The organism is Sorangium sp. So ce836 (genome assembly GCF_028553905.1).
Taxonomy (GTDB): domain Bacteria; phylum Myxococcota_A; class Polyangia; order Polyangiales; family Polyangiaceae; genus Sorangium; species Sorangium cellulosum_D.
Genome location: NZ_CP102233.1, coordinates 9,590,149 through 9,610,322, shown reverse-complemented (window position 1 = coordinate 9,610,322; position 20,174 = coordinate 9,590,149). Strand labels below are relative to the sequence as shown.

The following is a 20,174-nucleotide window of genomic DNA, read 5'->3' as shown; positions in this document are numbered from 1 at the left end:
CCCCCCCCACTCCGTCGCTCTGAGATTGCAGACCGGCCAGCCACGATCTCGGACCGGATGGTTCCTTGCAGGGCCACGCTCGTCGCGCTTGCCGCAGGCTCTGGTGAGATTCGATTCTCCGGGGAGGCAATGCGTCGCGTCGGCTGTCGAATTTTCCGGCGCTCCTGTGGGCGCGTCCGGGCCCGCGCCGTGCGCCGCGGGCGATCTGGAGCGCGCCTCCGCCCGGCATGCGCCGCCCGCGCGGCCCGCGCCGTCCGCGCCGTCTGCGCATGATTGCAGCGCGGCGGTTCCTTTTCGGCGCTCCTCGCGATACATGCGTTCCGTGTCCGCCCCTCCCGCCCTGGTCTGCCGCGGTCTGGTCAAGCGTTACGGCGACGTCGTGGCCGTGAACGGGCTCGACCTCGAGGTGCGGCGCGGCGAGTGCTTCGGCCTGCTCGGCCCGAACGGCGCGGGCAAGACGACCACGGTGGAGATCCTCGAGGGGCTGACCCGCCCCGACGGCGGCGACGTCGAGGTGCTGGGCGAGCGCTGGACGGGCGACGGCATCGCGCTGCGCCGGCGCCTCGGCATCCAGCTCCAGGAGACGCGCTTCCCGGACAAGCTCCGGGTCGGCGAGGTGATCGCGCTGTTCCGCAGCTTCTACCCGCGCGGGCTCGATCCGGCCGAGGCGCTGCGCCGCGTGTCCTTGCAGGAGAAGGCGGGCGCGTTCGTGCGCGGGCTGTCGGGCGGGCAGAAGCAGCGGCTGTCGCTCGCCTGCGCGCTCGCGGGCGACCCGGAGGTGCTCTTCCTCGACGAGCCGAGCACCGGCCTCGATCCGGCGTCGCGCCGCGAGATCTGGGACATCGTCGAGGACCTGAAGGCGCGCGGCCGCACGATCCTCCTGACCACGCACTACATGGAGGAAGCCGCGCGCCTCTGCGATCGGGTCGCGATCGTCGACCGCGGGCGGCTGCTCTCGCTCGGCACGCCGGCGGCGCTCGTCGCCTCGCTGGGCGCCGAGCACGTCGTGGAGATCGAGGTGGACGGCGCGCTCGACGAGGAGGAACTGCGGGGCCTGCCCGGCGTGGAGGCCGTGCGCGCGGCGCAGGGGGCGCTCCGGCTCACGGTGCGCGACGTGGCGCGCGTGCTCCCGCCGCTGCTCGCGCTCTGCGCCGCGCGCGGCGCCGCGCCGAGGCGGCTCGCGACGCACCACGCGAGCCTGGAGGACGTGTTCATGGCGCTCGCCGGGCGGAAGCTCGCGAGCGAGGAGGCGGCGTGATGGCAAGGGGACTCCGCTCCCTGCGCGGCTCGCCGCTCGCGCTCCTCATCCGGGCGCGGGTGGTGGAGTTCCTGCGCGAGCCCGAGGCGATCTTCTGGATGCTCGTGTTCCCGATCCTGCTCTCGTCGGCGCTGGCCGTCGCGTTCGGGGGCGGGGCCGCCGAGCCGCTGCCGGTGAGCGTCGAGGCGGGCGCCGGGGCCGAGGCGCGGCGCGCCGCGCTCGAGGCCTCGGGGCAGGTCGCCCCCCGGGTGGTCCCGCGCGAACAGGCGCAGCGGGAGCTCCGGACCGGCAAGGTCGCGCTGGTCGTGCTGGCCACCGATCCGCCCACGTACTGGTTCGATCCGACGCGGCCGGAGAGCCGCGCCGCCCGGCTCGAGGTCGACGAGGCGCTCCAGCGCGCGGCGGGGCGCGCGGACGCGTTCCGCCCGGCCGCGCTCGAGATGACCGAGCGGGGCTCGCGCTACATCGACTTCCTCGTGCCCGGGCTGCTCGGCATGAACGTGATGTCGACCGGGATGTGGGCGATCGGCTTTTCGATCGTGCAGCAGCGCATCGGCAAGCTCCTCAAGCTGTTCGTCGCGGCGCCGATGAAGCGCTGGCAGCTCCTGTTCGCGCACCTCGGGGCGCGGCTCGTGTTCCTGGCGATCGAGGTCGTCGCCCTGCTCCTGTTCGCGGTGCTCGCCCTCGGCGTGCCGATCGCCGGCTCGCTCGCCGCGCTCGCGCTGGTCATCGTGGTCGGCGCGCTGTCGTTCGTCGGGCTCGGCCTGCTCGTCGCGGCGCGGCCGCGGACGCTCGAGGGCGTCTCGGGCCTGACCAACCTGGCGATGTTCCCGATGTGGATCTTCTCCGGCGTCTTCTTCTCGACCGAGCGCTTCCCGGCCGCGATGCAGCCGTTCATCCAGGCGCTGCCCCTCACGGCGCTGAACGACGCGCTCCGCGGCGTGATGCTCGAGGCCGCGCCCCTCGCCTCGCTCGCGCCCGAGCTCGCGTTGCTGGCGGGCTGGGGCGTCGTCTGCTTCGCGCTCGCCCTCAAGCTCTTCCGCTGGCAGTAGCGCCCCGCGCGGCGGCCAGCGGAGGCGCGGGGCGGTTCGCCGGCACCTCCGTCGCATCATGCTCCTGGGACCCGGCCAGCCCACCGGGCCACGTCGCGCGACGTTCGCGACGTTGTAAAATATTTTTAATTTATATAACTTGAAACAATGCTGCCATCACGCTCTTTGCGCTGCCTTCTGGCTGTGAGCTCCAGTATTACAGCCGTGCTCCTGGCCGCCGCTCTCCCCGCGGCGGCCGCCACGTCGTTCACGACGTTCGAATCGGGCCAGGTCCGCCCCCTGGCTCTCTCTGCGAACGGCAAGCTGCTCTTCGCGGCGAACACCCCCGACAACCGGCTGGAGATCTTCCGCGTCCAGGCCGATCGTCTGCGGCTCGAGGCGTCCGTGCCCGTGGGCCTCGAGCCTGTCGCCGTGGCTGCCCGGGGCGACGACGAAGTCTGGGTGGTGAACCACCTGTCCGACAGCGTGAGCGTGGTCGATGTTCGAGACGCCAAAAGGGCGCGCGTCGTCCGCACGCTGCTCGTGGGTGACGAGCCGCGCGACATCGTGTTCGCCGGACCGAAGCGCTCGCGGGCCTTCATCACCACGGCCCACCGCGGGCAGAACATCCCCTTCGATCCGCAGATCACGACGCCCGGCGTGGGGCGCGCGGACGTGTGGGTGTTCGATGCCAGACAGCTCGGGAGCTCGCTCGGCGGCACGCCGCTCTCCATCGTGACGCTCTTCAGCGACACGCCGCGCGCGCTCGCGGTGACGCCGGACGGCAGCCGGGTCTACGCCGCCGCCTTCCACTCGGGCAACCGCACGACCTCCATCGACGAGAGCCTCGTGCCGAACGGCGGGGAGGCCGCGGGCGGATTGCCCTGGCCCAACACGAATGTCGAAGGCGTCCCGCAGCCCGAGGTCGGGCTGATCGTCAAGTTCGACGGGGCCCACTGGGTCGACGAGCTGGGCCGCCCCTGGGACGACATGGTGCGCTTCTCGTTGCCCGACAAGGACGTCTTCGTCATCGACGCGACCGCCAACCCGCCGCGTCAGGTGGACGGGCCAGGCGGCTTCTTCACGGGTGTGGGGACCGTCCTCTTCAACATGGTCGTGAACCCGGTGAACGGGAAGGTCTATGTGTCCAACACCGACGCCCGAAACGAGCAGCGCTTCGAGGGGCCGGGCCTCTTCGCTGGCCACAGCGTGCGAGGCCACCTGCACGAGAGCCGGATCACCGTCCTCGGCCCGGGCGGCGTCGTCCCGAGGCACCTCAACAAGCACATCGATTACAGCAGCTGCTGCGCGCCGGTGCCGAACGAAGAGAGCGAGAAGAGCCTGGCGCAACCGGTGGAGATGGCCGTGACGAGGGACGGCGCGACCCTGTATGTCGCGGCGCTCGGCTCGGACAAGATCGGCATCTTCGACACCGCGAAGCTCGAGGACGGTACGTTCGTGCCCAGCAGGGCGAACCAGATCCGCGTCCCTGGAGGCGGCCCGACCGGCCTCGTCCTCGACGAAGGCAGGCGGCGACTCTATGTGCTCACGCGCTTCGACAACGCGATCTCGGTCATCGATACACGGACCCGCCGCGAGGTCGCGCACGTGCCGATGCACAACCCGGAGCCTCCGAGCGTCGTCCGGGGGCGCCGCTTCCTCTATGACGCGTCGCTGAGCTCGAGCCACGGCGACTCGTCCTGCGCGAGCTGCCACATCTTCGGCGACTTCGACAGCCTCGCGTGGGACCTCGGAAACCCGGACGGCTCCGTGCTGGACAACCCGGGACCGTTCTGCACCGAGCTCTTCGGCCTGGATCCGAGCCTCCATCCGATGAAGGGGCCGATGACGACCCAGAGCCTGCGCGGCATGGCGAACCACGGGCCGATGCACTGGCGCGGCGACCGCACGGGCGGCCACGATGAGGCCACCTCCCAGCCGGACAGCGGCGTGTTCGACGAGCGGGCGGCGTTCAAGAAATTCAGGGGAGCGTTCGTCGATCTGCTGGGGCGAGACGAGACGATCTCAGAAGAGGACATGGAGGACTTCACGGACTTCATCCTCCAGGTCACCTATCCGCCCAACCCCATCCGCGCGCTCGACGACTCGCTCACGCCCGATCAGCTCGCGGGGCGCGCCTTCTTCGGGGGGCCCGTCTCGAGCATCCTCGGCACCTCGTGCATCGGGTGCCACGTCGTCGACCCCGACGCCAACCCCGACGACTTCGCGCCGGGCTTCTTCGGCAGCGACGGCGGCTCGGCCAACGCCAACGAGTCTCAGGTCTTCAAGGTCCCGCACCTGCGCAATCAATACCAGAAGGTCGGGATGTTCGGCATGGCGGAGTCGTTCGTCTTCCCGTTCGGCGGCTCCAACGCGCACATGGGCGACCAGGTCCGCGGCTTCGGCTTCCTCCACGACGGCGCCGTCGATACGCTCTTCCGCTTCAATTCCTTCTCCGATTTCGTCCAGATCCCGGAGAACCCCGGCGGCTTCGCCGTCGGCCCCGAGGGGGACCTCCTGAAGCACCAGGTGGCAGCGTACATGCTGGCGCTGGAGTCGAACCTGAAGCCCATCGTGGGCCAGCAGATCACGCTCACGTCGTCGAACGCGGCGGCGGCCGGCCCGCGCGTCGATCTGCTCGTGGCGCGCGCCGACGCCGGCGACTGCGATCTCGTGGTCAAGGGCTGGTCGCACGGCGCCGAGCTGGGCTTTGTGTACATCGGGAACGGCTGGTTCGACCCCGACCGCGTGAGCGAGCCGTTGCGATCGGACGCCGAGCTCCGCCTGCTCGCCACGGGGCGCCGCGGCGAGCTGACGTATACCTGCGTGCCGCCCGGGTCGGGCGAGCGTATCGGCATCGATCGCGACGGCGATGGCTTCCGCGACGGTGACGAGCGGGACGCGCGCAGCGACCCGGCCGACCCGAATCGGGTTCCGTGATGGGGGTGGCCGCAGCGTGACGGGCCCGTGCGGGGGCGCCTGCGAGCACGCCAGCGGGAGGACGACCGTCGAGCGGCGGGCCGGCCGCGGCCGGGTGCTTCCCTGACAGCAATGCTTCCGCAGCGCGGGCGGTCCAGTGCTGCTCTCGCAGCACTGCCTCGTTGCCGGCGAGGGGAGGTGCCTTGCTCCCGGCCGGTGCGCCCGTGGCTCCGCCTCCGGGCACGACGCTTGCGGTGTGCGGCGCGGCCGTGCGGCGGCACGCGCGCGCCCGCGCGCGAACGCGAGGATCGAGGACATCCATGAGCGACCATCAACGAAAGATCCGTCTGGGCGCCTTCTTACCCGGCGCAGGACACCACGTGGCAGCGTGGCGGCACCCGGAGGCGCAGGCGGACGGAGGCATCAACTTCGCGCATTACAAGCGCATCACGCAGGCCGCGGAGCGGGCCAAGTTCGACGCCGTGTTCCTCGCGGACGGGCTCGCGCTGCAGAGCCGGCCGGGGGCGCAGGGCCGCACCGCCTACGGGGCCAGCTTCGAGCCGGTCACGCTGTTCTCCGCGCTCGCGGCGGTCACCGAGCGCATCGGCTTCATCGCCACCGCGTCCACCACGTACGAGGAGCCCTACCTCCTGGCCCGCAAGTTCGCCTCGCTGGACCACCTCAGCCAGGGGCGGGCGGGGTGGAACGTGGTCACCACCGGCGGGGGCGAGGCGGCGGGGAACTTCGGGCTCGACGCCCACCCCGACCACGCGCAGCGGTACGTCCGGGCGCGGGAGTTCGTCGACGTGGTCACCGGCCTCTGGGACAGCTGGGAAGACGACGCCTTCCTCCGCGACAAGGCGTCGGGGGTCTATTACGACCCGGAGAAGCTGCACAGGCTCGATCACAAGGGGAAGTTCTTCTCCGTTCGCGGGCCGCTCAACATCCCGCGCCCGCCCCAGGGGCACCCGGTGATCGTGCAGGCGGGGTCCTCGGAGGCGGGCAGGGAGCTCGCCGCGGAGACGGCCGAGGTGATCTTCACCGCGCAGCAGACGCTGGAGGACGCGCAGGCCTTCTACGCCGACGTCAAGGGGCGGATGGCCAAGTACGGGCGCCACCCCGACCAGCTGAAGATCATGCCGGGGGTGTTCCCCGTGGTCGGGCGGACGGAGTCGGAGGCCCGGGCGAAGTACCAGGAGCTGCAGGACCTCATCTTGCCGGAGGTCGGCCTGTCGCTGCTCTCGGGGCTGTCGGGCGGGGTCGATCTCTCGGGGTATCCGGTGGACGGCCCGCTGCCCGATCTTCCGGAGACCAACAACAACAAGAGCCGGCAGGCGCTGATGTTCGACATCGCCCGCAAACGCAACTTCTCCATCCGGGAGCTTTACCTCTGGGTGGCTGGGGCGCGCGGGCACTGGACGATCGTGGGCTCGGTGGAGCAGGTCGCGGACCAGCTGGAGGCCTGGTTCACGCAGGGCGGCGCCGACGGGTTCAACGTGATGCCGCCGTGGCTCCCGGGCGGGCTGGACGACTTCGTCGAGCTGGTGATCCCGGAGCTGCGGCGGCGGGGGTTGTTCCGCACGGAGTACGAGGGCCGCACGCTGCGCGAGAACCTCGGGCTGGCTCGGCCGACGAACCGCCACGCGAGCAAGGCCGGGTCGCGGGCGTCGGCGGCCTGAAGGCGCGCCGTCGCGCGCAGGGCGCCTGGCCCCCGGCGGAGCTGCGCGCGGCGGGGCGGCGCCGATTCACGCGCTGGCGGTCGCGTTCGACGGGAAGGTGATGCGGGCGGCGCGCGTCCCCGGGGGGGGCGCGCCGTGAAGCTCGGGCTGCGCGGCGCGCCTCAGCCGCCGTCGATGATCTCGATCCGGTTCCCGAACGGATCGTCCGTGTGGAACCGCCGCACCTCGGGCAGCTCGTCGCTCCAGCGCACGGCGTGGCCCGCGGCCTCGAGCGTCGCTGCGATGTCCTCGATGCCCTTCACGACGAGGCCGGGGTGCGCCTTGCGCGCCGGCCTGAAGTCGTGCTCCGCGCCGAGGTGGACCGCCACGGCGCCTGCGCGGAACCAGGCGCCGCCGCGCGACGCGAGCGGCTCGGGCTTGGGGACGTGCTCCATCCCGAGCACGTCCCGGTAAAACGCCACGGCGCGCGATTCCTGCCCGGGCGGCATCGCGAGCTGCACGTGATCGATGCAGACGAACGTGAACGGCATAGGCCACGTATACAAGAAAGCAGGGCAGGTCGCGAGCGGCCCCGGGCGCGACGCGCGCCGATCGAGCCGCCGTCCGGCGGATGGTGTTCGCCGGATTCGCGCGAATCCACGCGTCGTTTGCCGCCTCTCTCGACCGCTCCGCCGCGATTGACGAGCTGCCTGTGTCATCCAAGGTAATCGGGGCTGGTCAGCTGTGTCGTGGCGACTCTGTCGGTCTTCGGGGCAGCGGTCGAGCGATCCCGCCTCGCCCTTCAATCAGGAGATTCCACATGGATGAATCGAGGAGGATCGTCGTGCTGCTCGCAGCCTCGTTGTCGGCGGCGATCGCCGGCTGCATGGCGGCGACGGACGAGGGGGATGGGCGGGAGGACCCCTCTGCCGCCCTGGCGCCGGCGGACGTCGAGGAGAGCGTGGGTGAGGCGTCGGCCGCTCAGCAGTGTCGCGGCTGTCCGCCGGGGACCACGTATGTCGCCGCGGTGAACACCTGCGTCACCGAGCCTGCCAGGTTCGATGCCACGCCGGGGGGCTACGGGTGCCGTTACGGCGCCATCCTGACGGGTCGCGGCAACGTCATCTGTTTGCCGGCCTCGGAGTGGGGGCCTGTGCCCCCTCCGATCGTCGCGATAGGCCCCGGCCTTCCGGGACCGCAGCCAGGCGACTGGCTTCCCCGCGCCGCGGCCTCCCGGGCTCCGCCGCTCAGCCGCGCCCCGCCGGGTCCACCCCCATCGTGCGCAGCCGCTCCTTGATGTCGTCGGACAGGCACATCCGCGACACCATGTCCTCGAACGTGTCCCGCCGCCGGATGAGCCGGCTCTTCCCGCCGTCGACGAGCACCTCCGCCGGCCGCAGCCGGCCGTTGTAGTCGTAGCTCATCACGTGCCCATACGCGCCCGCATCCATCAACACGACCACGTCCCCCTCGGCCACGTCCGCGGGGAGCTCGCGCTCGCTGATCCACATGTCCGTGTTCTCGCAGACCTGCCCCGTCATCGCCATCGGGGCGGTCTTGCCGCGGCGGCCGTTGATCCGCACCTCGTGATACGCGCCGTACATCACCGGCCGCGCCATCGTGTTCATCGAGATGTCCGTGCCGATGATCGTCTTGTATCCCTGCTTGATCGAGATCACCCGCCCGAGCACGTAGCCCGCGTCCCCGACGAAGTAGCGCCCCGGCTCCATCACGAGGCGCGGCGCCTTCAGGCCGTGCTCGGCGCACTTCTTCTGCACCACCGCGGCGATCTCGCGGGCGACGGCGTCCACGTCGAGCGCCGGCTGCTCCCTCCGGTAGGGGATGCCGAGCCCGCCGCCGATGTCCAGGAACGCCAGGTCGAAGCCGAGCTTCCGCGCGACCGGCCCGATCAGGTCGAGCAGCTTGGCGGTCACGTGCGCGAAGCTCTCCGGCTTGTTCGCCTGCGAGTGCGGCATCATGTGCACCCCGAGCCGCTCGACCCCGTTCTCCAGCGCCGTGCGGTAGGCGTCCTCCACGTAGCGCGGGTGGATCCCGAACTTCGCCGACGGCCCCGCGAACGGCTTCAGATCCGGCGTCGCGATGTCCTCGCCGCTCGGGTTGATGCGGAAGGACATGCAGCGCGGCCGCCCGAGCGCGAACAGGCGCCGCAGGATGCCGTGGTCGTCCACGTTGAAGATCACCCCGGCGCGCAGCCCTGCGGCCAGGTCCTCGTCCGAGAGGCTGTTGCCCGTGTAGATGATCTGCTCGCCCGAGAGCCCGAGCGCCTGCGCCAGGCGGATCTCGTTCGGGCTCGCGGCGTCCACGCCGGAGCCCTGCTCGACCAGGAGCTTCGCTATCTCCAGGTTGTTGCACGCCTTGATGGCATAGAAGACGGACACGTCCGGGTAACAGCTGCGCAGCGCGCGCGTGAGTCGGCGGAAGTTCTCCCGGATGCGCTCGGCATCGTAGGCATAGAGCGGCGTGCCGTACTGCTCCGCGAGGTCGCGGACCGAAATGCCCCCGATCTTGATCTCTGCCTCTTGCATACTCCTCATCGCGTCAACGCTTCAGAAACGCTTCAAATTCGAGAGAACACCCGAAGGAACCGTTTGCAGGTTTGCAGTACACCAGCATACCATGTGCCACCGGCGTCCGGCAACGGCGCGCGCGCGGCGCGGGCCGTCCGTGCGGCCCGCCCGTCGGCGAGCGCGGAGCGCCGCCTGCCGGCTACGTGGCGTCGGTGCGGCTCGTGTCGGTGGGGCTGGCGTCGGTGAGGCTGGCGTCGGTGAGGCTGGCGTCGGTGAGGCTGGCGTCGGTGAGGCTCGCGCCGGCGTGGTTCGCGTCGCTGCGGCTGCTGAAGAGGTGGCGCCAGAGCGCGCCGAGCCCGCCCACGAACAGCGAGCCGTTCCGCCTGTCGATGTCCTCGACCGCGGCGGGGTCGAACGGCAGCTGATGCGGGTCGATCACCTCGAGCAGGGCGCGCTCGTCCGCCGTCGGCGACGGGTGGAGCCTCAGCCGGCACGAGCTCCCGGGCGTGCGCGGCCCGGTCGGGGGGCTCGCCAGCCCGTCGAGGTACGCGACCAGGTCGTCCGCCCGGTCGAACTCCATGTCGCCCAGGTGCTCGCCGATGAGCGACGCGCGCACCCTGCGGATCGAGCGGCCCAGCGCGTCGCCCGGGTCCTCGGCCTCGACCGAGGCGTTGATCTCCGTGTCGATCGACAGGCTGCGGTTCGTCAGGTTGGCGGAGCCCACCGTGAGGAACCGGTCGTCGACGATCATCAGCTTGGAATGGATGTACGTGGCGCGCTCGGCCGTCTCGTCCTCGCCGCACGCCGGCAGGGTGTAGTAGATGCCGAGGCGGTGGCCCGTCTCGGCCGCCGCCGCGCGCAGCGCGCCGAGCACCTTGGCCTGCGAGAGGCCGACGGCGATCTGCTCCTTCATCGTCTCGGCCTCCATGTTCAACACGAGCACCACGTCGAGCAGCGGCCGGCCCTCGGCGCGCATCCGCCGCACGATCCCCTCGGCGATGACGTGAGAGCTGAAGTACTGCGTCTCGATGTAGATGAAGCGCTCGGCGGCGTCGATCGCGTCGAGGTAGAGGTCGCGGATCTCCGTGCAGCTCGGGGCGCCGGTCGGCGCGCCGTGCGGATCGGTGCGGCTCAGCGTCACGTGCCTCGCCGCGATGGGGGTGCCGCCCTCGGGCCGGTAGTCGGGGAACGTCGGCTCGGCCCCCTCGAGGTCCGGCAGCGCGATGGGCACGCCGCCGGCGCGCCGCCAGCGATCCGTGAAGATCTCGGTCAGCGCCCGGGCGACCTCGCGGCCGCGCAGGTAGGCCTGCACGTCGTGAAACGGCTTGTGCGGCTCCCCGCGGCTGACGCGGAGCGGGTTCTTGTTCGCGTGGCTGCGGTCGTCCCAGCGGTGGTCGCACAGGTCGAGGCCGCCGAGGAAGGAGAGCTCGCCGTCCACCACCACGAACTTCTGGTGGTGCGAGGCGCGCTCGACGTGGGTGGAGTCGAAGAGGAAGTGCAGCCTCTGGTTCGTCCACTCGAAGACGAGCTGCTGCAGCCACTCGCGCTCGAGCGCGAACACGAGGTGGAAATCCCAGGCGAGGATGAAGATCTGGAGATCGGGGTTGATCTCGCAGAGGTGGTTCAGGAACTTGAGCAGCGTGATCGGGCTCGACACCTCCGCCTCCCGCCCGCCGCGGAGCAGGGCGACGTCGCTGTCGAACTGCCAGCCGGCGAGGAGCAGGTAGCGCCGCGCCTTGGCGGCGACCCGGTAGAACTCGGGGTAATACTCGTCGGCATCGATCAGAAGGCCGAAGTCGTCCACCGGGGTGCTACACCACGTGTGACGCCGAGGGTCGATGATCTTGGCCATCGCCCCTTCCTTAGCGACGCGCGCGGCGCCCCGCCAGGGCGCCGCGCGCGCCGAGGGCCGGAGCCGCCGGCGCCGCGCGGAGGAAGCGGCGCGGCCTCGCTGCCGAGACGAGCACGTCAGACGCATGACACCGAGTCATCACGTTCGCTCCGCGGCATCCCTCTCGGGTCTTTGCCTTCATCGGTCGTTCCCGTCGTCGCGCCGCCGCGCCTTCACGTCGTTGCGTCCGGGCGCTCCGCGCCGTGCGGCTCTGGCCTCGCGTGCGCCTCGATGAGCCGCTTCAGGCCCGCCACGTCCGCTTGGTCTCCGCTCGCCTCGCCGATGACGGCGAGGCGCTCCGCCTCGTCGCGCGAGAGGTCGGGGCATATCCATTCCAGCAATGCCGCCCAGTCCGGCGAACCGTCGCAGCTATAGCAGTCGTCGGGGATCGGCGTATCGTCGGGGAAATTCCGGAAAACGAAGTACGGCATCGCATCTACCTTTGTGCCGAGATCACGGGCATGTCCTCGTCCCGGCTCGCGTCGCGCCGGCGCGACGGCCGGTCGGCTATGGAGCCGGCCGCGCGGGGGAGCAAGCCCATCCATGCCAGCCTCGGCCCGTTCGCCGCCGATCGCGCCCGGAGGGCGGAGGAGAGCCAGCGCCTCGAGCCGAAGCCCGGGGCGCTCCTCGACCTCGCCGTGTGCCACGAGGAGGTGGGGAAGCTCGCGACCGCCTGGGCCGATCTCGGCGCGGTGGAGGAGGTCGCGCGGCGCGAGGGCCGGAGGGACCGCGGAGAGAGCATCGCGCCGGCGCCACGTGCGCGCCGGCGCTCGGGCGTGTCAGGGGGTGGCGCAGCCGATCCGCTCGGACGCGACCGCCACGTCGTCGTACCACATCGAGCGCGCGGGGCCGTGGAAGCCGAGGTAGCCGAAGCTGAACGTCTTGAAGTCGAGCTTTTTCCAGCCGGTCTTGTCGATGATCTTGGTGCCGTTGGCGTAGATCTGGACATCGCCCTTGGTGCCGTCGAAGTAGGCCTCCATGCAGTGCCACTGGTCCTTGGGGAGGCTCGCGCCGCCGCTCCCGCACCGGAAGTCGCCGCCCATCGGCAGGACGACATCGTCGTGCAGGTTCAGGACGATCTGGCAGTACTGCTCGGCGACCTCCACGTTGTCCCCCTCGTTCGGCTCGCCGGTGCCGGTCATGGCCTGGAAGTAGGCGTTGTGGTCGGACTGGCCGAGATCCACGCTGCTGCGCACGTAGAGCCGGACCCAGAACGTCGGGCCGGGCGCCGGGACGGAGAGCATCCTCCAGTCGTAGCCGCCGCCTCCGGGCTTCACGTGCAGCGAGCGGGCGCCGGCGTGGACGATCGAGGCGTCGATCTCCATGTTCTTCAGCGCGTCGGCCGCCTGGTACGACGGGCGGTACGTCGCGCCCTCCGGGAGCCCGTCGCCCTCGAAGTCGGCGCAGAACGTCGCGGTCGCCGGGCACGCGCCGGTCGGCGTGCCGGTGCCCGTGCTCGACGTGGTGCTCGTCGCGCTCGGCGTCCCGGTGCTGCTGCTGGTCGTGGTGCTGCTGCTGGTCGTGGTGCTGCTGCTGGTCGTGGCGCTGCTGCTGGCGCCGCCGCCGGCGCTGCTGCTGCTGGCGCTGGGGTTGCCTGTGCCCGAGCTCACGCTCGACGCGCCGCCGGTCCCCGCGCCGGAGCCGCCGGCGCCCCCCGCGTCCGAGCCGCCGTTCCCGTCGTCCGAGCACCCCGCCGCCGCGGCGGACAGGGCCAGACAGGAGATCCCAACCCACGTGAAGCGTGCGATGTCGCGATGCAAAGAAGAAGTCATGTCGATGCCCGAAAGGTGATAGGCGCGCTCGCCGGAGCTGCGCTGCCGCAGCGCGGCACGTTCGCCGTCGTCTTAAGAATCCGCCGCTCGCGTCGGGGCGCGATCAGCGCTCGACGCGGGTCACAGCTCTAGCAGAATTCGCCGCGCCCCGGGAGACGTTCTTCCGGATCTAGTCTTGTTGTAACTCTATGCAGCGATCATCGAGGCGCGATCGCCTCGCGCAGGCGCACGAGCGCGGGCGCGAGCGCGGCGGGGGGCGCGCGCCGCGCCGCGCCCGGGTCGCCGTCCCATGCGTCGTCCGTGCCGAGGTAGGCGGCGCTCAGGGTCGGATCGACGCTGAAATCCAGGGGCAGGACCCGCTCCGTGCACGACGTGTCGAGGGGCGCCTCGGGATCGGCGATGAACTGGAGCAGGATCTCCAGGTCGCACGAGGCGCCGCTGCTGGTCGGGCTCTCGAGGCCGTGGGGGGCCCGCGGAATCATCACGAAGGTCTGGTTCGGGCCGGTGAAGTGGCGCTCGACGGCCTCCGGTATCGCGCTCGGGATGAAGTCGAGCCCCCCGTGGAGGAGCAGCAGGGGCACGCTCGTCGTGGCCCACTGCCCTGCGTACGCGTCCGGGGTGTACCGCGGCCAGCTCTCGTGGACCGCGGCGGCGTCGTCCGTCAGCCCGAGAGCCACGTTGGCCTCCGCGAGGTACTCCAGCATCTCGGACGCGGGCGGCGGCGGGTCGGCCCAGAGCTCCGACAGCATGATGTTGTTGCGGAGCACCGGGGAGTAGAACCGCAGGGAGGGCGAGAGCGGCTCGGGGAGGGGAGCGAGCAGGATCCCCGCGAGGTGGGTGAACGCGGCGACGTCGGCAGGAGAGCACCGGTCCAGCCGGTAGATCAGCGCCGGGATGAGCGGCCGCGGCGCCCATTGATAGAGGAGCTGCGCGAACAGCGCCTGGAAGACCGGCCGGTCATATCCGAGCGCGGCCACCTCCGGGCAGGCGCCTTCGTCGAAGGCGTCCAGGGTCTCCGTCGTCGTCGCCCACGGGTCGGCGCCGAGCTTCTCCGAGCAGGACGGGTCGTCGCCGCAGAGGCCCATGAACCGCTGGCCGAGGTCGTTGAGCCAGACATCGATGTCCGAGAGTTGCGAGTTGACGGCCAGCGCGGTGAGCGACACGGCCGCTGGCTGGTCGGGATAGAGCTGGAGGTAGCGGTGACCCCAGATCGATCCGTAGGAGCCGCCGAAGACGATGACGTCGCCGCCTGGGGCGCGCGTCCGCGCGATGGTCTCGCCGACGTCGCGCGCGGCGTTCGTCACGGTGTAGCCCTGGATGTCGTCGCCCAGCTCGGCCTTGATCGACGGTAGACAAGCGGCCAGCTCGGCGTCGGTGAGATAGCTGCCGGCCTCGCTCTCCGGCGTCTCCCCGTCCGCGCAGCCGAGGCGGCTCGAGCGGCCGGTGCCGCGGTGGTCCGGCATGTACATGTCGAGCGTCGGGTCGACGCCGGCGAGGAACTGCACGGTCGGCTCGAAATCGGCGCCCGAGTACCCCGGCCCGCCGTTCAGGAGCCAGAGCTGCCCGCGGCTCGGCTGGGCCGCGGCGGGCTTGCGCTTGACGAAGAAGGTGATGGTCTTGCCTTCCGGCTGGTCCCAGCGGAGTGGGACGGGGATCTCGGCGCACTCGGCGTCCTCGCCGGTGCCGTCGGTGAAGAGCGGGCAAGGGGTCCAGGCGATGGCGTCGCCTCCGCCGTTGCCCCCTTCACCGCCGCTGCCGCCCGCGCCGCCCCCGCCATTGCCACCGTCGCCGCTGCCGCCGGTGCCGCCGCCGGTGCCGCCGCTGCCGCCGCTGCCGCTCGTCGAGGAGCTCGACGGCCCGGTTCCACCGGGATCCGTATCATCCCCGCATCCCAGCATTGCCTGGGCAAACAAGATGACCATCGCGCCGCAAGCAAGACTCGCTCTCATGCTCAACACTCCTGAAGAAGGGGTGCAGCCCCGCACCTCACGTGAAGGGCAACCGTTAATTTATCGACACGCCATGGCGGCTCTACCGGCCGCGGCCGCGTGGCAGGCAAGAACCGGTGCATTCGGTGCGGCGCCGCGACCGCGGCTCTCCGCGCCCAGGATCTCCGCAGCGACAGCGCGCTGACGCAGGGCGTGCGAGCCGCAGCGACCGCGACCTGGAGCCGAGCGGGAACCGAACGACGGGAGGCGGGCGCGCTGGCGACGTGGCATGTACGCTGCCGGGGCGCCGCCGCGGACGACCCCGGGCGGCCCACCGCGAACCCGGGCACCTCGTGCGATCTCAACGTCCAAGCCTCACGGCCTCCATCGTCGCTGCGCTGCGGGCGCTCTACACCGGGATGCCCGAGCCCTACCGCCTCGCGCCCGACCCGCTCGCGGCCCGCCTCGTCCCGTGGCCGCTCGCGCTGCCGGCGCGCGCGCTCCCGCGGGCGGCGGGCTCTCCTGCCGCCGCCCGCGCCCTTCACCGCGCGATCGGCGTCGCCACGTTCGGCGTCGGCTACCACGTCGCGCTCCGCACCCGCGCGATCGACGACGCGCTCCGCGAGGCCGCCGCGCGCGGCACCTCCCAGCTCGTCGTGCTCGGCGCCGGCCTGGACAGCCGCGCGATGCGCCTGCCCGAGCTCGCGGGCGTCCAGGTCTTCGAGGTCGATCACCCGAGCACGCAGCGCGACAAGGTCGAGCGCCTCGCGTCGCTCGCGCGCGGGGACGGCAGCGCCGCGGGCGCGCCGGGCGCCGCGCCGGAGCTCAAGGCCCGCGGCCTCGCGCGCGTGCCGGTGGACTTCGAGCGAGACCGCCTCGACGAGGCGCTCCTCGCGGCCGGCTTCCGCCCGGCCGAGCCCACGTTCTGGATCTGGGAGGGCGTGACCGTCTACCTGACGCGCGAGGCGATCGAGGCGACGTTGCGCCTCACGGCGGCGCTCTCCGCGCCCGGCAGCCGCATCGCGCTCACCTACGGGATGCTCCCCGACGCCGAGCTCCCCGCCTGGGCGGAGCGCGTGATCAGGGGCATGTTCCGCTCCCTGGGCGAGCCCGTCCGCACGCCGCTCGCCCGCGAGGAGATGCGCGAGCTCCTCGCGCGCGCCGGCCTCCGCGTGCTCTCCGACGAGTCGACCGTGGACTGGGCCGCGCGCTACTGGCCCCCGCAGCGCGGCGTCCGCGCCATCGAGCGCCTCGCCGTCGCGGAGCGCTGACGCGTGCGTCGAAGCGACGACGACGGTCCAGAGCGTAGGAGGCCCGGCGGTGCTCGGCGCAGGTCGGCAGCGCGCGCGACCTCGCGGCGGCGTTTGCGGATCGGAAGCGGCGGAGGGTTGCCGCCGCTTCCGCCGCCTTGTTAGCCTGACCGGGAGCACCGAGTCCGTCAGCGCAAGCGCGCGAAGTCCTGCGCGCCCTACATCCAGGAGGCCCATGCTGCGATCCGTACGCGTCTTCACCAACTGCGTCGATGAGGAGCAGCGGGCACAGCTGGAGCGAGCGCTGGCCCATTTTCACGCTGCACAGGGAGTCATCCGCATAGAGCCTTGCGGCGACACTGAAGTGCCAGTGAGCGTCGAGCGGCTCAATGTCACGAGGTTCTTCGCACAGGCCGCTGTCTCCGACCCGCAGATCGTGGTGACTGGACGACGGCTGAGCGACAACTGGTTCACACATGCGGAGCAACGGCGAGCGGTCATCTCGGTCGCGGACTGGACCATCGCCTTCGTCAACGAGCAGGGTGAGACTCCGCTCGGAGCTCCGGACGCCAACATCCTGACGTCGCTCGCGCTCACGACCCTGCTCGCGATCGCTGGCTGCAATGATTTGGATGTCCTCCACGAGACGGTCGGGTGCCTCTTCGATCTCTGTCTGAACAAGCCCGACCGCGCGCTCAAGATGCGCGCCGCCTACATCTGTTCTCGCTGCGCGACCAGGTTAGCTGCACAGGGTGTCTCATCCGTCGAACGGGACGCGATCAGCGCAGTCCTGGATCGCGTTCGTGCCCTCCTGCTGGGGCGCCGCCCTCAGGCCATGGCCCCCCAGACAGACGATGCCGAGGACGAATCCTTCGTCCAACACACTCCTCCCCCCGATGGCGTTCACCTGCCGCCTCGCCTGATCGAGGCGTGCGTCACAGGACGGCTGACAGTGCTGGTCGGATCGGGAATGTCCTTGCAGAAGGATGTCGCCGTGAAGTACCCTCCGAAGCTTGGATGGTCGTCCTTGCCGTCCTGGGGCGAGGTCCCGCGGCGACTTGCGAACGCGGTAGCTCACTACGCAGGTCGGTCCGTCGAGCCGAGGCAGACCGTGACCCTGGAGGAGCTGCTCGCCGACATGGATTTCTTCCGGCGAGCGCTGGGAGAAACCGTCTACTATCCGCGAGCCATCTTCGATCTCTTCTCGCCGCACGTAATCTCCCCTGGTCGCGCCAACCGGCTGCTCTTCAAGATGCCGGTTCAGTGAATCTTGACCACCAATTACGATTTCGTGCTTCAATACGCGGCTCCGCCGGGGACCCCGGTCTTCACATGGCGTGAGGCTCGACAGGCACGAGAGTATCTCGCAGCTGTGAGCGCACATCGCCCATTGTTAAAGCTCCACGGGTGCGCGTCGCGTCCGGATACCGTCGTGCTCACTGGCCTCGAATACGAACGCCTACGACAGAATGAGGAGTATCTCTCGCTGCTTCGTTTTGTTTTCGATTCCCAGGCTATCCTCTTCCTCGGTTTTGGTCTATCCGATCCGCTCGATCTCGATCTCGCGATGAGGCAGGCTCGGTACGCTGGCGCCGCGGAAGGCGAAAAATTCGCGTTGCTCCACCGCGATTGCGCGGCTCAAGTCCGAGAGAAGTTCCCACAGGTCCAGGTGATAACTTATCCCGATCATTCCTCGGTTCCCGCCATCATTGCCCAGCTCGTGCGAGCTGCGCGTCAGCGCCAACAGCCCTGACCTGTTAGAACGCCGATCGCATTGAAAGTGGGCAAAAATCGATTCATGGGAAGATGACCGCAAGGGCGCAAAGGGCGCGGGGGAGGAGAAGAATAAAAAATCCCATCTCTGTCCCCTTGCGCCTCTTGCGCCCCTGCGGTATCTCCTCTTGCAGCATGCCATGCTCTTCCAGCTTGTTGCTCGGCGGCTCCGGCTGGTGCTGCAATCTGTTGAATTTAGCTGACTTTCAACACGTTTGTCGCTCTAGCGTGGTACCCCGAGAGGGCGGGAGGCGATTCGCTACCTTGCGGCGTCATCCCTTCTCGCCATCCACCCGCCGGATCCCGAGCTTCCGCATCTTGCTTTGCAGCGTCGTCGGCTTCAGCCCGAGCGCCGCGGCCGCCCCGTCCTCCCCGTAGATCTTCCCGCCCGACGCCCGCAGCGCGTCCTCGATGCAGCGCTGCGCCGCCTCCCGGTACGTCATCGCGCGCCCGGCCTCGCGCGGCGCCGCGGCGAGCGGCGCGGACAGGATGAGCTCGTCCCCGGTCGACATCACCATCGACCGCTCGATCACGTTCTCCAGCTCCCGCACGTTGCCCGGCCAGTCGTGCGCCCGCAGCCGCGCCATCGCCTCCGCGCTCACCCGCGGCGGCCGCCGGCCGAAGCTCGCCGCGACCTTCTCCACGATGACCCGCGTGAGCGGCTCCAGGTCCTCGGGCCGCTCCCGCAGCGGGGGGACGACGATCGGGAACACCTGCAGCCGGTAGTACAGGTCCTCGCGGAACGCCCCGCTCGCCACCATCGCCTCGAGCGGCCGGTGCGTCGCGGCGATCACCCGCACCGACACGCGCACGGCGCCCTCGCCGCCGACGCGCTCGATCTCGCCCTCCTGGAGCACGCGCAGGAGCTTCGCCTGCGCCGCCCTGGGCAGCTCGCCGATCTCGTCGAGCAGCAGCGTCCCCCCGCTCGCGCGCTCGAACGTCCCGAGGTGCCGCGCCGCGGCGCCCGTGAACGCGCCGCGCTCGTGGCCGAAGAGCGCGCTCTCGACGAGCCCCTCGGGCAGCGCGCCGCAGTTCACCGCGAGGAACGGCCGCTCCGCGCGGCGCGAGAGCGCGTGGATGCGGCGCGCGATCACCTCCTTGCCCGTGCCGGTCTCGCCGCGCACCAGCACGGTCGTGTCCTGCCGCGCGACGAGCGGCACCATCTCCAGGAAGATCGCCCGCATCGCCGGGCCCCTCGCGACCACCTCCCGGGGCAGCGCGACGCGGTCGAGCTCCTCCTTCAGCGCCCGCTTCTCGCCCTGCGCGCGGCGCGCGATCGCCGCGACGCGCCCGAGGACCTGCACCTGCCGGAGCGCCACGGCGAGCAGGCGCCCCAGCGCCTCGAGCAGCGCGGGCGAGAGGTCGAGCGCCGCGCCCTCGCCGAGCTCCATCGCGGCGCAGCCGACCGCGCCCTCCGCGTCGCGGAGCGCGAAGACGGCGATCGCCTCGCCGCCCGCCCCGCGCCGGATCTCCGGCGCGCCCGGCGCGGCCGCGCCGCGGCGGAGATCGAGCCGCCGGAGCGGGAGGTGGCGCGCGAGCACGGCGCTCACCGCGGGGACGAGCGTCGCCTCCGTGTGCGCGCGCGCCGAGGCCTCGCCGAGGTCGGCGAGCAGGAGGAGGGCGCGATCGGCGGGGGCGGTCATCGGGCGGGGAACGACGTCACCGAAATGGCGTTGCGCGGCACCGTAGGGGCGTTGCGAGGGCCGCACAAGGCCGGCGCGAGCCCGGGAAAGGGCCGTTCGGGGCGCGGGTATGCGCCGTGCACATGCACAAAGGAGCGAGGAGAGCGCGGGCGATCGTTCCGCGGAAAGGATCCCTCATGGCTTACGTCATCGCCGAGCCCTGCATCGCCACCTGCGACACCGCGTGCGTCTCCGTCTGCCCCGTGGAGTGCATCCACGGCCCGATCCCGGCCGACGAGATCGCGCGCATCGCGGAGCTCCCGGAAGAAGAGCGGCAGACGCGCCTCGCGCGCCTCCAGCTCTACATCGATCCCGAGTCGTGCATCTCTTGCGGCGCCTGCGAGGGCGAGTGCCCGGTGGACGCCATCTTCGATGAAGACGAGCTGCCGGCCGAGTGGCAGCACTACCGGGAGATCAACGCCCGCTTCTTCGCCCAGCGCGCCTGACGCGCCGCCGGGCGGCCTCCCAGGGAGGGCGCGCCCCG

General features: G+C 71.0%; 16 protein-coding genes. 9 read left to right on the top strand and 7 right to left on the bottom strand.

Going from position 1 to position 20,174, the window contains the following annotated elements:
* Positions 1-322 precede the first annotated feature (322 nt).
* From NQZ70_RS34715 to NQZ70_RS34700, 4 genes are all read left to right on the top strand, one after another.
* Positions 323-1,258, top strand: a complete 936-nt coding sequence (locus tag NQZ70_RS34715) for an ABC transporter ATP-binding protein (protein WP_129578068.1) — start codon at positions 323-325, stop codon at positions 1,256-1,258.
* Positions 1,258-2,310 carry an ABC transporter permease gene (locus NQZ70_RS34710; RefSeq protein ID WP_129578067.1) on the top strand — a complete coding sequence of 351 codons (1,053 nt, stop codon included), beginning with the start codon at positions 1,258-1,260 and terminating at the stop codon, positions 2,308-2,310. The genes NQZ70_RS34715 and NQZ70_RS34710 overlap by 1 nt, the downstream gene beginning before the upstream one ends.
* A gap of 147 nt (positions 2,311-2,457) precedes the next feature.
* Complete coding sequence (locus tag NQZ70_RS34705) at positions 2,458-5,229, top strand: hypothetical protein (protein WP_165374324.1); 2,772 nt, start codon at positions 2,458-2,460, stop codon at positions 5,227-5,229.
* A 299-nt stretch (positions 5,230-5,528) separates the two neighbouring features.
* The gene (locus NQZ70_RS34700; protein ID WP_129578066.1) at positions 5,529-6,887 is read left to right on the top strand and encodes an LLM class flavin-dependent oxidoreductase; all 1,359 of its coding nucleotides are present in this window, start codon (positions 5,529-5,531) and stop codon (positions 6,885-6,887) included.
* A gap of 161 nt (positions 6,888-7,048) precedes the next feature.
* Here NQZ70_RS34700 and NQZ70_RS34695 read toward each other — a convergent pair whose 3' ends face one another.
* The 5 genes from NQZ70_RS34695 to NQZ70_RS34675 all read right to left on the bottom strand — a co-directional run bounded on the left by NQZ70_RS34695 (position 7,049) and on the right by NQZ70_RS34675 (position 12,610).
* Positions 7,049-7,417 carry a VOC family protein gene (locus NQZ70_RS34695; RefSeq protein ID WP_129578065.1) on the bottom strand — a complete coding sequence of 123 codons (369 nt, stop codon included), beginning with the start codon at positions 7,415-7,417 and terminating at the stop codon, positions 7,049-7,051.
* A gap of 696 nt (positions 7,418-8,113) precedes the next feature.
* A complete protein-coding gene (gene lysA, locus NQZ70_RS34690) occupies positions 8,114-9,412 on the bottom strand; it encodes a diaminopimelate decarboxylase (RefSeq protein WP_129581756.1) in 1,299 nt (432 codons plus the stop codon).
* A gap of 181 nt (positions 9,413-9,593) precedes the next feature.
* Positions 9,594-11,246, bottom strand: coding sequence for a phospholipase D-like domain-containing protein (locus NQZ70_RS34685; protein WP_237244308.1), 1,653 nt, complete (start codon positions 11,244-11,246; stop codon positions 9,594-9,596).
* A 212-nt stretch (positions 11,247-11,458) separates the two neighbouring features.
* Entirely contained in the window at positions 11,459-11,716 is a 258-nt protein-coding gene (locus tag NQZ70_RS34680; RefSeq protein WP_129578064.1) for a hypothetical protein, read from the bottom strand.
* 348 nt (positions 11,717-12,064) lie between these two features.
* Entirely contained in the window at positions 12,065-12,610 is a 546-nt protein-coding gene (locus tag NQZ70_RS34675) for a hypothetical protein (protein ID WP_129578063.1), read from the bottom strand.
* On the opposite strand from NQZ70_RS34675, the gene NQZ70_RS34670 reads away from it, so the two are divergent.
* Positions 12,609-13,076, top strand: a complete 468-nt coding sequence (locus tag NQZ70_RS34670; protein WP_129578062.1) for a hypothetical protein — start codon at positions 12,609-12,611, stop codon at positions 13,074-13,076. The two genes, NQZ70_RS34675 and NQZ70_RS34670, sit on opposite strands and share 2 nt — an antisense overlap.
* A gap of 178 nt (positions 13,077-13,254) precedes the next feature.
* Here NQZ70_RS34670 and NQZ70_RS34665 read toward each other — a convergent pair whose 3' ends face one another.
* Positions 13,255-15,006: an alpha/beta hydrolase gene (locus NQZ70_RS34665; protein WP_129578061.1), complete on the bottom strand. Its 1,752-nt coding sequence runs from the start codon at positions 15,004-15,006 to the stop codon at positions 13,255-13,257.
* Positions 15,007-15,338: 332 nt separating this feature from the next.
* On the opposite strand from NQZ70_RS34665, the gene NQZ70_RS34660 reads away from it, so the two are divergent.
* The 3 genes from NQZ70_RS34660 to NQZ70_RS34650 all read left to right on the top strand — a co-directional run bounded on the left by NQZ70_RS34660 (position 15,339) and on the right by NQZ70_RS34650 (position 17,988).
* The gene (locus tag NQZ70_RS34660; RefSeq protein ID WP_207217570.1) at positions 15,339-16,256 is read left to right on the top strand and encodes an SAM-dependent methyltransferase; all 918 of its coding nucleotides are present in this window, start codon (positions 15,339-15,341) and stop codon (positions 16,254-16,256) included.
* Positions 16,257-16,470: 214 nt separating this feature from the next.
* A complete protein-coding gene (locus NQZ70_RS34655; protein ID WP_129578060.1) occupies positions 16,471-17,502 on the top strand; it encodes a hypothetical protein in 1,032 nt (343 codons plus the stop codon).
* Positions 17,503-17,505: 3 nt separating this feature from the next.
* Positions 17,506-17,988, top strand: a complete 483-nt coding sequence (locus NQZ70_RS34650; protein WP_165374323.1) for an SIR2 family protein — start codon at positions 17,506-17,508, stop codon at positions 17,986-17,988.
* 292 nt (positions 17,989-18,280) lie between these two features.
* On the opposite strand, the gene NQZ70_RS34645 is transcribed toward NQZ70_RS34650, so the two are convergent.
* A complete protein-coding gene (locus NQZ70_RS34645; protein WP_129578058.1) occupies positions 18,281-19,651 on the bottom strand; it encodes a sigma-54-dependent Fis family transcriptional regulator in 1,371 nt (456 codons plus the stop codon).
* Between the two features lie 176 nt (positions 19,652-19,827).
* Between NQZ70_RS34645 and NQZ70_RS34640 the strand changes: the two genes are divergently transcribed.
* Complete coding sequence (locus tag NQZ70_RS34640; RefSeq protein ID WP_129578057.1) at positions 19,828-20,136, top strand: ferredoxin family protein; 309 nt, start codon at positions 19,828-19,830, stop codon at positions 20,134-20,136.
* Positions 20,137-20,174: the final 38 nt, after the last annotated feature.